This is a genomic window from Stenotrophomonas sp. NPDC077421 (genome assembly GCF_049545505.1).
Classification (GTDB): domain Bacteria; phylum Pseudomonadota; class Gammaproteobacteria; order Xanthomonadales; family Xanthomonadaceae; genus Stenotrophomonas; species Stenotrophomonas nematodicola.
In genome coordinates, this window is record NZ_JBMWDP010000029.1 from 1 (window position 1) to 13250 (window position 13250).

At 67.1% G+C, this 13250-nt stretch carries 11 protein-coding genes; 10 read left to right on the forward strand and 1 reads right to left on the reverse strand.

Annotation, left to right across the window (positions count from 1 at the left end; all coding sequences use genetic code 11):
- The 8 genes from ACPEH1_RS14840 to lpxC all read left to right on the forward strand — a co-directional run.
- A partial coding sequence (locus ACPEH1_RS14840; protein ID WP_423715991.1) for an FtsW/RodA/SpoVE family cell cycle protein occupies window positions 1-609 on the forward strand: 609 nt, incomplete at its 5' end.
- Entirely contained in the window at window positions 606-1697 is a 1092-nt protein-coding gene (gene murG, locus ACPEH1_RS14845) for an undecaprenyldiphospho-muramoylpentapeptide beta-N-acetylglucosaminyltransferase (protein ID WP_017355442.1), read from the forward strand. The genes ACPEH1_RS14840 and murG, both read left to right, overlap by 4 nt.
- 43 nt (window positions 1698-1740) lie before the next feature.
- The gene (murC, locus tag ACPEH1_RS14850; RefSeq protein WP_017355443.1) at window positions 1741-3177 is read left to right on the forward strand and encodes a UDP-N-acetylmuramate--L-alanine ligase; all 1437 of its coding nucleotides are present in this window, start codon (window positions 1741-1743) and stop codon (window positions 3175-3177) included.
- Window positions 3174-4139: a D-alanine--D-alanine ligase gene (locus tag ACPEH1_RS14855; protein ID WP_136003675.1), complete on the forward strand. Its 966-nt coding sequence runs from the start codon at window positions 3174-3176 to the stop codon at window positions 4137-4139. The genes murC and ACPEH1_RS14855 overlap by 4 nt, the downstream gene beginning before the upstream one ends.
- On the forward strand, window positions 4136-4888 hold the full coding sequence (locus tag ACPEH1_RS14860; protein ID WP_017355445.1) for a cell division protein FtsQ/DivIB: 753 nt from the start codon (window positions 4136-4138) through the stop codon (window positions 4886-4888). The genes ACPEH1_RS14855 and ACPEH1_RS14860 overlap by 4 nt, the downstream gene beginning before the upstream one ends.
- Window positions 4885-6120, forward strand: coding sequence for a cell division protein FtsA (gene ftsA / locus ACPEH1_RS14865; protein ID WP_017355446.1), 1236 nt, complete (start codon window positions 4885-4887; stop codon window positions 6118-6120). Before ACPEH1_RS14860 ends, ftsA begins: the two co-directional genes overlap by 4 nt.
- 168 nt (window positions 6121-6288) lie before the next feature.
- Entirely contained in the window at window positions 6289-7518 is a 1230-nt protein-coding gene (gene ftsZ / locus ACPEH1_RS14870; RefSeq protein WP_017355447.1) for a cell division protein FtsZ, read from the forward strand.
- Between the two features lie 223 nt (window positions 7519-7741).
- Window positions 7742-8653, forward strand: coding sequence for a UDP-3-O-acyl-N-acetylglucosamine deacetylase (gene lpxC, locus ACPEH1_RS14875; RefSeq protein ID WP_017355448.1), 912 nt, complete (start codon window positions 7742-7744; stop codon window positions 8651-8653).
- Window positions 8654-8935: 282 nt separating this feature from the next.
- Here the strand turns inward: lpxC and ACPEH1_RS14880 are convergent, their stop codons facing one another.
- Window positions 8936-9379, reverse strand: a complete 444-nt coding sequence (locus ACPEH1_RS14880) for a DciA family protein (RefSeq protein ID WP_423715992.1) — start codon at window positions 9377-9379, stop codon at window positions 8936-8938.
- A 12-nt stretch (window positions 9380-9391) separates the two neighbouring features.
- On the opposite strand from ACPEH1_RS14880, the gene ACPEH1_RS14885 reads away from it, so the two are divergent.
- Window positions 9392-10342, forward strand: a complete 951-nt coding sequence (locus ACPEH1_RS14885) for a M23 family metallopeptidase (RefSeq protein WP_017355450.1) — start codon at window positions 9392-9394, stop codon at window positions 10340-10342.
- Between the two features lie 158 nt (window positions 10343-10500).
- Window positions 10501-13233 (forward strand): preprotein translocase subunit SecA, encoded by a 2733-nt coding sequence (secA, locus tag ACPEH1_RS14890; protein WP_017355451.1) that lies wholly within the window; start codon window positions 10501-10503, stop codon window positions 13231-13233.
- Window positions 13234-13250 lie beyond the last annotated feature (17 nt).

A 13250-nucleotide genomic window follows, 5' to 3' on the forward strand; every position in this document is an offset into this window, starting at 1 on the left:
CAGCTGTCCAACGCGCTGATGGCCGTGGGCCGCGGCGAGTGGACCGGCGTGGGCCTGGGCAACTCGGTGCAGAAGCTGTACTACCTGCCCGAAGCGCATACCGACTTCATCTTCTCGGTGACCGCCGAGGAGCTGGGCTTCCTCGGCACGTGCCTGATCATCGCGCTGTACGCGCTGCTGGTGGGCCGCACCTTCTGGCTGGGCATGCGCTGCGTGGAGATGAAGCGTCACTTCTCCGGCTACATCGCCTTCGGCATCGGCCTGTGGATCAGCATGCAGAGCTTCGTGTCGATCGGGGTCAACCTCGGCATCCTGCCGACCAAGGGCCTGACCCTGCCGCTGATCTCGTCCGGTGGTTCCAGTGTGCTGATGACCTGCGTGGCGATGGGCCTGCTGTTGCGCGTGTCCTATGAGCTGGACCGCGCCGAGCGGCGCCAGGCCGTGCGCATGGGCGCGCCCGAGGGCGACGACGGTGCCGCTGCGGCCGACGCGCCGACCAGCGCCACGGCCGTCGCCGCCGCCCTGCAGGATGCCCCGCGCGACAGCTCGCCGCGCGGCACCAGCCGCATGCAGCAACGCATCGAACCGACCCTGGGGAGGATGGGATGAGCCTGCCCGTTGCCCCTTCCGAACGCCCGGTGATGATCATGGCCGGTGGTACCGGCGGCCACATTTTCCCCGGCCTGGCCGTGGCGCGCGTGCTGCGCGAACGCGGTGTGCCGGTCACCTGGCTCGGCGCCGATGGCGCGATGGAAACCCGCCTGGTGCCGCAGCACGGCATCCACATCGACACGTTGGCCATCAGCGGCCTGCGCGGCAAGGGCACGCTGGCCCTGATCGGTGCGCCGTGGCGCCTGCTGCGCGCGGTGCGTGCCGCTGGCTTCCTGATCCGTGACCGCCAGCCGCGTGCGGTGATCGCCTTCGGTGGCTTCGCCTCCGGTCCGGGTGGACTGGCCGCGCGCCTGCACGGCCTGCCGCTGCTGGTGCACGAACAGAACCGCGCGCCGGGCCTGACCAATCGCGTGCTGTCGCGCGTCGCGCGGCGCATCCTGACCGGTTTCCCGGGCAGCTTCGCCGCGCGCGAGGAAGCGGTGGGCAATCCGGTGCGCGCCGAGATCGCCGCGATCGCCATTCCCGAATCGCGCCTGGCCAACCGCCAGGGGCCGCTGCGCCTGCTGGTGCTTGGCGGCAGCCAGGGTGCGCGCGCGTTGAACAACGCCGTGCCCAAGGCGCTGGCGGCACTGGGCGCGCGCGTTGCCATCGACGTGCGCCACCAGAGCGGCGAGAAGCTGCATGCCGAAGCCGTCACTGCCTACCGCGAGGCTGGCGTAACCGCGCAGGTGGATGCGTTCATCGCCGACATGGCCGAAGCGTACGCCTGGGCCGACCTGGTGGTGTGCCGTTCCGGCGCGTCCACCCTGGCCGAGCTGTGCGCGGTGGGCGTCGGCAGCGTGCTGGTGCCGTTTGCGGCCGCCGTCGACGATCACCAGACCCGCAATGCGGAGTACCTGGTCGAGCGCGGCGCGGCCGTATTGCTGAAGCAGGATGAAACGCTGGCAACGCACCTGCAGGGCGTGCTGCACGAATTGTCCGAAAATTCCGCCCGACGCATGCAGATGGCCAATGCCGCGCGTGCCCTGGCCAAGGTCGATGCCGCTGAGCGCATCGCCGACATCATCCTCGAGGAATCCAAATGAACACCGCACCGCGCCACGGCGCAGGCCCGACGCGAGGCCGCGCATGATCCGCCGCCTGCACGACACCAACGACCTGGTACGCGCCTTCCCGCGCGTGCACTTCGTTGGCATTGGCGGCACCGGCATGAGCGGCATCGCCGAAGTGATGCTGACCCTGGGCTATGAAGTGTCCGGCTCGGACAACGCCGACAACGCCGCCACCCGCCGCTTGGCCGGCCTGGGCGCGCGCGTGATGCGCGGCCATTCCGCCGCCAACGTGCTCGGCACCGACTGCGTGGTGGTCTCCAGCGCGATCCGCGAGGACAACCCGGAACTGATGGAAGCGCGCAGCCAGCGCATTCCGATCATGCCGCGCGCGGCCATGCTGGCCGAACTGATGCGGTTCCGTCGTGGCATCGCCGTCGCCGGTACCCACGGCAAGACCACCACCACCAGCCTGACCGCGGCGGTGCTGAGCGAGGGCGGGCTGGACCCGACCTTCGTGATCGGCGGCCAGCTGCTGGCTGCCGGCGCCAATGCCAAGCTTGGCAGCGGGCAGTGGCTGGTGGCCGAGGCCGACGAAAGCGATGGCAGCTTCCTGCGCCTGAACCCGCTGGTGTCGGTGATCACCAACATCGACGCGGACCATCTGGAGAACTACGGCAACGACTTCTCGCGGGTCCAGGCCGCCTTTGCCGAGTTCCTGCAGCGTCTGCCGTTCTACGGGCTGGCGGTGCTGTGCATCGACGATCCGGAAGTGGCCGCCCTGGCCGCACAGACCCCGCGCCATGTCATGAGCTATGGCATGAGCGGCACCGCCGACGTGCGCGCCGAGGACGTGGTCCAGGACGGCCCGCGCATGCGCTTCACCCTGCGCCTGCCGGAGGGCAGCAGCCACCCGGTGACGCTGGCGCTGCCGGGCAGGCATAACGTGCTCAACGCGCTGGCCGCCGCCGCGGTCGGCTGGCAGCTCGGTGTCGCCCCGGAGGCCATCGCGCGTGCACTGGAAGGCTTCGCCGGCATCGGCCGTCGCTTCAACGACCTGGGCATCGTCACCACCCGCACCGGCGCCAAGGTGCGCGTGATCGACGACTACGGCCACCACCCGCGCGAGCTGGCTGCGGTATTTGCCGCCGCCCGTGGCGGCTGGCCGACCCAGCGCCTGGTGGTGGCGTTCCAGCCGCACCGTTACAGCCGTACCCGCGATCAGTTCGACGCCTTCGCCGCGGTGCTGTCCGAAGTGGACGCGCTCGTGCTGAGCGAGGTCTACCCGGCCGGCGAGGCGCCGATCCCCGGCGCCGATTCTCGCTCGCTGGCCCGTGCGATCCGTGCGCGCGGCCGCAGCGAGCCGGTCGTGGTCGGCCAGGCGGCAGAGCTGGCGCACGTGCTGCCTGACGTGCTGCAGGACGGCGACCTGCTGCTGATGATGGGCGCCGGCGACATCGGCTACGTGGCCCAGCACATCGCGGTGGACGGTTTCCAGGAGGCACCGGCCGAATGAGCGCATTCGTGTTTCCCTCGCTGCGCATCACCGACCCGGCCGCCTTCGGCCGCGTCGCGGTGCTGCTCGGCGGCAGCTCCAGCGAGCGCGAGGTATCGCTCGATTCCGGCCGCAACGTGATCGAGGCGCTGCGCGCCCGTGGTGTCGATGCGACCGCCGTGGACGGCATTCCGGCGCTGGCCCAGGCCCTGGCCGAGCGCCGCTTCGACCGTGTGTTCAACATTCTCCACGGCCACAACGGCGGGGGCGAAGACGGCATCGTGCAGGGGCTGATGGAGGCCTTCGCCGTGCCGTACACCGGCTCGGACGTGCTCGGCTCGGCGCTGAGCATGGACAAGATCCGCACCAAGCAGGTGTGGCTGGCACACGGCCTGCCGACCCCGCGCTTCGTGTCGATCGGCACCGGTGCCGATGTGCATGCGGCCGCGCGCGAGCTCGGCCTGCCGGTGGTGGTCAAGCCGGCCAATGAAGGCTCCAGCGTGGGCATCAGCCGGGTCACCGAGGAATCGGGCCTGGACGAGGCCGTGGCGCTGGCCGTGCGCTACGACGGCCAGCTGCTGATGGAGCAGATGGTGGTCGGCGATGAGCTGACCGTGGCCATCCTCGGTGATGTCGCGCTGCCGTCGATCCGCATCGTGCCCAAGGGCCAGTGGTACGACTACAACGCCAAGTACATCGCCGAAGACACCCAGTACCTGTGCCCGGGTCTGGAGGGTGAGGACGAGATCGAGATCCGGCGCATCGCACTGGCGGCGTTCCGCGCCGCCGGCTGCAGCGGCTGGGGCCGTGTCGACGTGATGCGCGATCGCAGCAGCGGCCGCTTCTACCTGCTCGAGGTCAATACCGCCCCGGGCATGACCAGCCACTCGCTGGTGCCGAAGGCAGCCCGTCAGGCCGGCATCGACTTCGAGGAACTGGTCTGGCGCGTGCTGGAGCAGACCGTGGAGGTGCGCTCCGCATGAACGCCGTGCTGCGCATCTTCGTCTGGTTGCTGGCCCTGTCGCTGGTGGCGCTGCCCGTGGTGGCGGTGCTCAACGGCTGGGTCGGCGCCGAGCGCTGGCCGCTGGCGAAACTGCGGGTGCACGGTGAATTCAAGCGCGTGCCGGCCGAACAGCTGCAGCAGGTGGTCCTGCCCTATGCCAGGGCCGGCTTCTTCGCGGTCAAGCTGCAGGACGCCCAGGACGCGATCGAAGGCCTGCCGTGGGTGGAAAGCGCGCAGGTTCGCAAGCAGTGGCCGGACGTGCTGGAAATCCGCCTGGTCGAACACAAGCCCTTTGCGCACTGGGGCAAGGACCGGCTGCTGTCCGAGCAGGGCAAGCTGTTCGCCACGCCGCGCAAGCTGCAGGACGTCGAGCTGCCCGACCTGGACGGCCCGGACACCCAGACCGCCGAAGTGGTGGCGCTCTACAACGATGCGCGCGCGCTGTTCGCGCCGGCCGGGGTGGACGTCAAGCGGGTCACGATGGACGCGCGCGGCAGCTGGTCGCTGCTGCTGAGCAACGGCACCGAAGTGGTGGTCGGCCGCGACGATGCGCGCTCGCGCCTGCAGCGCTTCGTGCGCGTGCTGCCGCAGCTGGCCAGCCAGCAGGCGCCGATCGAACGCGCCGACCTCCGATATACCAATGGTTTCACGCTGAGCTGGGGCACCCCGGCCCCGGCCGCGCCGGCCGCACCGGCCAATGTGGCGCACAGGACGCAGGACAGGACATGAATCGCAAGGGTGACAAATCGCTGATCGTCGGCTTGGACATCGGCACCTCCAAGGTGGTGGCGCTGGTCGGCGAGTACTCGCCGGGCAATCCGATCGAGGTCATCGGCATCGGTTCGCACGAATCGCGCGGCCTCAAGCGCGGCGTGGTGGTGGATATCGAGTCCACCGTTCAGTCGATCCAGCGTGCGGTCGAAGAGGCCGAGCTGATGGCGGGCTGCGAGATCCGTTCGGTGTATGCCTCGATCTCGGGCAACCACGTGCAGTGCAAGAACTCGCCCGGCATCGTGCCGATCCGCGATGGCGAAGTGACCTGGGGCGACCTGGACCGCGTGCTCGATGCGGCCAAGGCCGTGGCGATCCCGGCCGACCAGAAGATCCTGCATGCCATCCCGCGCGAGTACGTCCTGGACGATTCGCAGGAAGGCATCCGCAACCCGGTCGGCATGACCGGCGTGCGCCTGGAAGTACATGCGCACCTGGTGGTGTGCGCGCAGTCGGCCGCGGCCAACATCTCCAAGTGCGTGCAGCGCTGCGGCCTGCAGGTCGACGACCTGGTGCTGTCCTCGCTGGCCTCCAGCGTGGCGGTGCTGACCGCCGACGAGCGCGAGCTGGGCGTGGTGCTGGTCGACATGGGCGCCGGCACCACCGATCTGGCCGTGTTCGTGCAGGGCGCCATCTGCCACACCGCCTCGCTGCCGATCGCCGGCGACCACGTCACCAACGACATCGCGCATATGCTGCGCACGCCGACCCCGGAAGCGGAGCAGATCAAGGTGCGCTATGCGTGCGCCCTGGCCCAGCTGGCCACCGCCGAGGAAAGCATCCAGGTGCCCAGCGTCGGCGATCGTCCGCCGCGCCGGATGCCGCGCCATGCGCTCGCGCAGGCGGTGCAGGGTCGCTACGAGGAAATCTTCGAGATGGTGCAGGCCGAACTGCGTCGCTCCGGATTCGAGGAACTGGTGCGCGCCGGCATGGTGCTCACCGGCGGTGCCTCGAAGATGGAAGGCGTGGTCGAACTGGCCGAGGAAATGCTGCAGATGCCGGTCCGCGTGGGCATCCCGCAGCATGTCACCGGGCTCGGCGAAGTGGTGGGCAACCCGGTGCACGCCACCGGCGTGGGCCTGCTGCTGATGGGCAGCCAGATCGAACACCCGCGCCGTCCGTCGCTGCCCACCGGGCGCGCGGGCAGCATGTTCAAGAAACTCAAAACCTGGTTCCGGGGCGAGTTCTGACGCCCCCGCGGTACAGCCGACTGTTGGTCGGCTGGTTCAACACCGGCCTTGGCCGGCGCTTCAAACAGCAACACACAACCCACACAGCCGCAACGGCAACATGCAGCGCGAAGGCAGGACGCCTGGACGCCCATGCCACCCAGAAGCGGATACAACGAGGACACGGACATGGCGCATTTCGAACTGATTGAAAAGATGGCACCCAATGCGGTGATCAAGGTGATCGGCGTGGGCGGCGGCGGCGGCAACGCCGTGGCGCACATGGTGAGCACCAGCGTGGACGGCGTGGAGTTCATCACCGCCAACACCGATTCGCAGGCCATCAAGAACTGCGGCGCCAAGCTGCAGCTGCAGCTGGGCACCAACGTCACCAAGGGCCTGGGCGCCGGCGCGAACCCGGAAGTCGGCCGCCAGGCCGCGCTGGAAGACCGCGAGCGCATCATGGACGCCCTGCAGGGTGCGGACATGGTGTTCATCACCGCCGGCATGGGCGGCGGTACCGGCACCGGTGCCGCACCGGTGGTGGCACAGCTGGCCAAGGAGATGGGCATCCTGACCGTCGCCGTGGTCACCAAGCCGTTCCCCTTCGAAGGCCGTCGCCGCATGCAGGTCGCGCTGAAGGGCATCGAGGAGCTGAGCCAGCACTGCGACTCGCTGATCACCATTCCGAACGAAAAGCTGATCACCGTGCTGGGCCGCAATGCCACCATGATCCAGGCCTTCCGTGCCGCCAACGACGTGCTGCAGGGCGCCGTGCAGGGCATCGCCGACCTGATCGTGCGTCCGGGCCTGATCAACGTCGACTTTGCCGACGTGCGCACCGTGATGTCGGAAATGGGTCTGGCGATGATGGGCACGGGCACCGCGCGTGGCGATGACCGCGCCCAGGCCGCTGCTGAAGCCGCCATCCAGAACCCGCTGCTGGACGATGTGAACCTGGCCGGCGCCAACGGCATCCTGGTCAACATCACCGCCGGTGCCGACTTCACGATGGCCGAGTTCGACGAGATCGGCCGCACCATCGATGGCTTCGCGTCCGAAGACGCCACCGTGGTGGTGGGTACCGTGCTCGATCCGGACATGCAGGACGAAGTCCGCGTGACCGTGGTGGCCACCGGCCTGAACCGTGTTGTCAGCGCCAAGACCCAGCGTCCGGGCGAACGCGCGCCGATCAAGCTGGTCCGCAACGCCACCACCGGCCAGCCGGAGTTCGGCGAGTTCGACACCGGTGGCGATGCCGTGTCCAAGGCGGTGGGTGGCATGGGTCTGGGCCTGCGTCGTCCGAGCGCGGATACCGTGGCGCCGTCGTCGTCGTCGTCCTCCTCGGGCCCGGCCGCGGCCGAGCTGCCGAACGATTACCTGGACATCCCGGCGTTCCTGCGCCGCCAGGCGGACTGAGGAACGCCCACCCGGGGTCTTGTCCTCCCCGGTGAGCGCCTCCATGTCCCATGCTGCCGGGCCAGGATCGGCCCGGCAGTCTGCCGCCCCGTCGCCACGACCGTGTGTCATGGCCCCTTGGCGGTGGTATCGATGCACCCCGGTTCAGAAAGGGGTGGCGGTACTGCGTGTTATTCTTGTTTGTCACTTGTCGCGCTGACTGCGCGCTATCCGGCCTGGCCCCATGATTCCGCAACGCACCCTCAAGAACACGATCCGCGCCACCGGCGTTGGCCTTCACAGTGGCGACAAGGTCTACATGACCCTGCGCCCGGCCCCGGTCAATCACGGCATCGTGTTCCGTCGCGTGGACCTGGACCCGGTGGTGGAAGTCCCCGCCCGTGCCGATCTGGTCACCGAAGTGACCCTGTGCACCGGCCTGACCCACCACGACGCCAAGATCCAGACCGTCGAACACCTGATGTCGGCCCTGGCCGGCCTGGGTGTGGACAACATCATCGTGGAGCTGTCCTCGGCCGAACTGCCGATCATGGACGGTTCTTCCGGCCCCTTCGTGTTCCTGCTGCAGTCGGCGGGCATCGCCGAACAGGACGCGCCGAAGCGGTTCATCCGCATCCTCAAGACGGTTGAAGTGACCGACGGCGACAAGGTCGCCCGGTTCGAACCGTATGAAGGCTACAAGCTTGGCTTCACCATCCAGTTCGACCACCCGATGATTCCCGCCAAGCAGTCGCGCGCGGAGATCGAGTTCTCGACCCTGGCCTACACCAAGGAAATCTCCCGCGCGCGCACGTTCGGTTTCATGCGCGACCTGGAGTACATGCGCGAGCGCAATCTCGGCCTGGGTGGCTCGATGGACAACGCCATCGTGCTGGACGAGTTCCGCGTGCTCAACGATGACGGCCTGCGCTACGCCGACGAGTTCGTGCGCCACAAGATTCTCGATGCGATCGGCGATCTCTACCTGGCCGGTGGCCAGGTCCTGGGCGCCTATGAAGGGTTCAAGTCGGGGCATGCCCTGAACAACAAGCTGGTGCGCGCGCTGCTGGCCGATGCCTCGGCGTGGGAGTGGGTGAGCTACGAATCGCCGGCCGCTCCGGCCCCGGTGGCGTATGGAATGCCCGCCTACGCGTAAGATGGTTTTTGCAAGCCATTGAAATGAAAGAAAAAACAACGGCGCCGATGGCGCCGTTCGCGTATCCGGACCGGACGCCAGCGCTGGCGTTGACGTGAGTGAACCGTGGGGGTGCCTACGTCACGGATTTGTGAACCCGATCAATTTATCGTCGATGTTTAACGCGTTTCTAACAAAACGCTAACGACTGGGCGACCATCCACCGCTACGATGCTGGCCGGCTCCCTGCCAAGTTCACATGCTCGTGACGCGGCGGGGAAGGGGCTGGATGCCCCGATGCAGTCAGGAGGTGGAGGACGAATCCACGTCGTGCAGACAAGCCAAGGCGTCGCGTAGCCCTTTGTGCGTGGCGGCTGAAACTGCGTGGGGGCCATTCCGGTTGTCGAGCGCTGGGGAGCGCGGTGGAGGGGCAGACGCAGTCTTGACGGTCACCTTGGTGACTTTCAGCCCGATGGACCGGGCCGCGTCGATGAGCTGGGCTTCGGCAAGCCGCACCTTGGCATGCCAGACCGGGGACTCGACGAGAAAAACGAGGTGTTCGCCGTTCACATTCGCCAGCCGGCAACGGGTGGCCAGGGTGCGCGGCAAATGGGGGCGCAACTGCCGGTCCAGCGCATCGAGCCACAAGGCTCGGCGCAACGGGTTTCCGGATTTGTCCGCCATGACTGCATCCAGCGCCGGTTTCGGTGTTGAAGCAGGACGGGCACTGGATTTCGGCTCAGACATGAAAACTCACTGATGGCATTCAAAAAGATCGTAATCAAAACGCGTGAAGGACAGGCCAAGACGCCGCTGGCGCGTTTGCGTTTCTACTTCGAGGATCGACCCCGGGCCCTGCTGGGCAGTGTACTGGGGGTGGGCTGCCTGATCGGCTTTGGTGCCGGTATTGGTGGCAGCATGTTCAATGATTCCCGCCTCCACGCCAAGGTCGCCCAGCAGGAGCGCGAGCTGGCACAGGCCCGGAAAGACGCCCAGACCCAGGTCAACGCGCTGGCAGCGCGGATGGGCGAACTGCAGGCGCAGGCCACCCGTCTCAACGCCCTGGGCGAACGACTGACCCAGATGGGCAAACTGGAAGACGGCGAATTCGACTTCAACGAGACCCCCGGCCTCGGTGAAGGTGAAGCCGGCCCGACCCAGGACATCCCGGTCAGCGCGGTCAATGCCGACTTACAGGTGCTGGAGCAGCGCTTCGCTGCTTCAGGCCGCCAGCTGTCGGTGATGGAGTCGCTGATGTTCGACCACCAGCTCGAACAGAACGCCGTTCCGGGTCGCATGCCGATCCGCAACACCTACATCACCTCCAATTTCGGTACCCGCAGCGATCCGTTCGGTCGCGGTGCGGCCACCCACAAGGGCATGGATTTCCACGCCCGCGTTGGCGATCCGGTGATGTCCGTGGCCGACGGCGTGGTCAGCTTCGCCGGGGTCAAGGGCGGTTACGGCAACGTGGTCGACGTGGACCACGGCAATGGCTATGTGACCCGCTACGCGCATAATTCGCGCCTGGTGGTGAAGCCCGGCGATCTGGTCCGGGCCGGTCAGGAAGTGGCCAAGGCCGGTTCCACGGGCCGTTCCACCGGTGCCCACGTGCACTTCGAGGTCTGGGAAAACGGGCAAGTGGTCAATCCCCGCAAGTTCCTGGGCGATGGCGGCAATACCCCGGTCGGGCGCGTTTCGCGCGGCTGATCCACTTGGGCGGGGGTGCTTGAAACGTACGCCCCCCGTCCCAAGCTACAATGGGTGTTGCCATAGACAGGGCGCAGTGCGCCCTGTTTCGTTTGCGGCCGATGGCTCCCCGTGGGGAGCCTCGCCGTTGGGGCGTCTCATTCCAACCGGTTCCTTCAATGATCAACAGCCTGCTTACCCGCGTCTTCGGCAGTCGTAATGAACGACAGCTGCGCCAGCTCAACCGCATCGTCGCCAAGATCAATGCGTTGGAGCCGGACATCGAAAAGCTCTCCGACGAGCAGCTCAAGGCCAAGACGCCGGAATTCAAGCAGCGCATCGCCGACGGTGAAGCCTTGGACAAGGTCCTCCCGGAAGCGTTCGCAGTCTGCCGCGAAGCCAGCCGCCGCGTGCTCGGCATGCGCCACTACGACGTGCAGCTGATCGGCGGCATGGTGCTGCACCTGGGCAAGATTGCCGAAATGCGCACCGGTGAAGGCAAAACCCTGGTGGCGACCCTGCCGGTCTACCTCAATGCGCTGGAAGGCAAGGGCGTTCACGTGGTGACCGTCAATGACTACCTGGCCCGCCGCGACTCGGCCCAGATGGGCAAGCTGTACAACTGGCTGGGCCTGAGCGTGGGCGTGGTCTACCCGGGCATGCCGCACAGCGACAAGCGCGAGGCCTACGGCAGCGACATCACCTACGGCACCAACAACGAATTCGGCTTTGACTACCTGCGCGACAACATGGCGCTGTCGCGCGCGGACCGCTACCAGCGCGGCCTGCACTATGCGATCGTCGACGAGGTCGACTCGATCCTGATCGACGAAGCCCGTACCCCGCTGATCATCTCCGGCCCGGCCGACGACTCCCCGGAGCTGTACATCCGCGTCAACCGCGTCGTGCCGCACCTGATCAAGCAGGAAGCGGAGGACGGCGAGGGTGACTTCTGGGTCGACGAGAAGGGCAAGCAGGTGCACCTGTCCGAAGCGGGCATGGAGCACGCCGAGCAGCTGCTGGTCGAGGCGGGCATCCTCAACGCCGAGACCGAAGGCCTGTACGCCGCGCAGAACCTGACCGTGGTGCACCACCTCAATGCCGCCCTGCGCGCGCATGCGATCTACCAGCGCGACGTCGATTACATCGTGCGCGACGGTGAAGTGGTCATCGTGGACGAATTCACCGGCCGCACCCTGGCCGGCCGCCGCTGGTCCGATGGCCTGCACCAGGCGGTGGAAGCGAAGGAAGGCGTGCCGGTCCAGCGTGAGAACCAGACCCTGGCGAGCATCACCTTCCAGAACCTGTTCCGCATGTACAAGAAGCTGTCCGGCATGACCGGTACGGCCGATACCGAAGCCTACGAATTCCAGAGCATCTACAACCTGGAAGTGGTGGTCATTCCGACCAACCGTCCGACCATCCGCAAGGATGCGCCCGACCAGGTGTTCCTCAACCGCAACGGCAAGTTCAATGCGGTGCTGGCCGACATCCAGGACTGCAACAAGCGGGGCCAGCCGGTGCTGGTGGGCACCACCTCGATCGAAACCTCGGAGATGCTCTCCGAGCACCTGCGCAAGGCCGGCGTGCACCACGAAGTGCTCAACGCCAAGCAGCACGACCGCGAAGCCACCATCATCGCCAATGCCGGCATGCCCGGTGCGGTGACCATCGCCACCAACATGGCCGGTCGCGGTACCGACATCGTGCTGGGCGGGTCGCTGGAAGCGCAGCTGCATGAGCTGGGCGAAGAAGCCACGCCCGAGCAGCGCGCCCAGGTCAAGGCCGCCTGGCAGGAGCGCCACGACCAGGTCAAGGCTGCCGGTGGCCTGCACATCGTGGGCACCGAGCGCCATGAATCGCGTCGTATCGACAACCAGCTGCGTGGCCGTTCGGGCCGCCAGGGAGACCCGGGTTCCTCGCGCTTCTACCTGTCGCTGGAAGACAACCTGATGCGCATCTTCGCCTCGGACTGGGTCCAGAAGGCGATGCGCATGATGGGCATGAAGGAAGACGACGTCATCGAAGATCGTCTGGTCAGCCGCCAGATCGAGAAGGCGCAGCGCAAGGTCGAAGCGCACAACTTCGACATCCGCAAGAACCTGCTCGACTTCGACGACGTCAACAACGACCAGCGCAAGGTGATCTACGCCCAGCGCGACGAGCTGCTCGATGCCGAGTCGGTGAAGGACAATGTGGACGGCATCCGCGGCGACGTGATCTACGACATCGTCGCCCGCTTCGTGCCGCCGAATTCGATCGACGAACAGTGGGACCTGCCGGGTCTGGAGGCTACGCTGGCCGCCGACCTGGGGCTGCAGATGTCGCTGACCGACCTGGTCAAGTCGCACGAGGAGCTGGACGCCGAGGGCATCGCCGAGAAGGTGCAGGCCCGTGTGGACCAGCACTTCGCCGAGAAGGAAGCCGGTGTCGGCGACGAGACCATGCGCGCGCTGGAAAAGCACGTGATGCTGACCGTGCTCGACCAGAGCTGGAAGGAACACCTGGCCCGCATGGACTACCTGCGCCAGGGCATCTACCTGCGCGGTTACGCGCAGAAGCAGCCCAAGCAGGAGTACAAGAAGGAAGCCTTCGAGCTGTTCTCGGACATGCTGGAGAACGTCAAGCGCGAAGTGGTGACCCTGCTGGCGCGCGTGCGCATCCGCAGCGAAGAAGAAGTGGCGGCGCTGGAAGCGGCCGAACGCCAGCAGGCCGAAGCGCGTCTGCTGCAGTCGCAGTTCCAGCACCAGGACGCCGGCGGCTACAGCGCCGACGAAGAGGCGGCGGAGGTGGAGGCGGCGCGCAACGGCGTGGGCCAGGTCACCCGCGAAGAGCCCAAGGTCGGCCGCAACGACCCGTGCCCGTGCGGCAGTGGCAAGAAGTTCAAGCATTGCCACGGTCAGCTGACCTGATGCACACGAAGCCCCGC

Coding starts and splice junctions, on each gene's coding strand:
- murG (WP_017355442.1), top strand. CDS start 606: ATGAGCCTGCCCGTTGCCCCTTCCGAACGCCCGGTGATGATCATGGCC.
- murC (WP_017355443.1), top strand. CDS start 1,741: ATGATCCGCCGCCTGCACGACACCAACGACCTGGTACGCGCCTTCCCG.
- ACPEH1_RS14860 (WP_017355445.1), top strand. CDS start 4,136: ATGAACGCCGTGCTGCGCATCTTCGTCTGGTTGCTGGCCCTGTCGCTG.
- ACPEH1_RS14885 (WP_017355450.1), top strand. CDS start 9,392: ATGGCATTCAAAAAGATCGTAATCAAAACGCGTGAAGGACAGGCCAAG.
- secA (WP_017355451.1), top strand. CDS start 10,501: ATGATCAACAGCCTGCTTACCCGCGTCTTCGGCAGTCGTAATGAACGA.
- ftsA (WP_017355446.1), top strand. CDS start 4,885: ATGAATCGCAAGGGTGACAAATCGCTGATCGTCGGCTTGGACATCGGC.
- lpxC (WP_017355448.1), top strand. CDS start 7,742: ATGATTCCGCAACGCACCCTCAAGAACACGATCCGCGCCACCGGCGTT.
- ftsZ (WP_017355447.1), top strand. CDS start 6,289: ATGGCGCATTTCGAACTGATTGAAAAGATGGCACCCAATGCGGTGATC.
- ACPEH1_RS14880 (WP_423715992.1), bottom strand. CDS start 9,379: ATGTCTGAGCCGAAATCCAGTGCCCGTCCTGCTTCAACACCGAAACCG.
- ACPEH1_RS14855 (WP_136003675.1), top strand. CDS start 3,174: ATGAGCGCATTCGTGTTTCCCTCGCTGCGCATCACCGACCCGGCCGCC.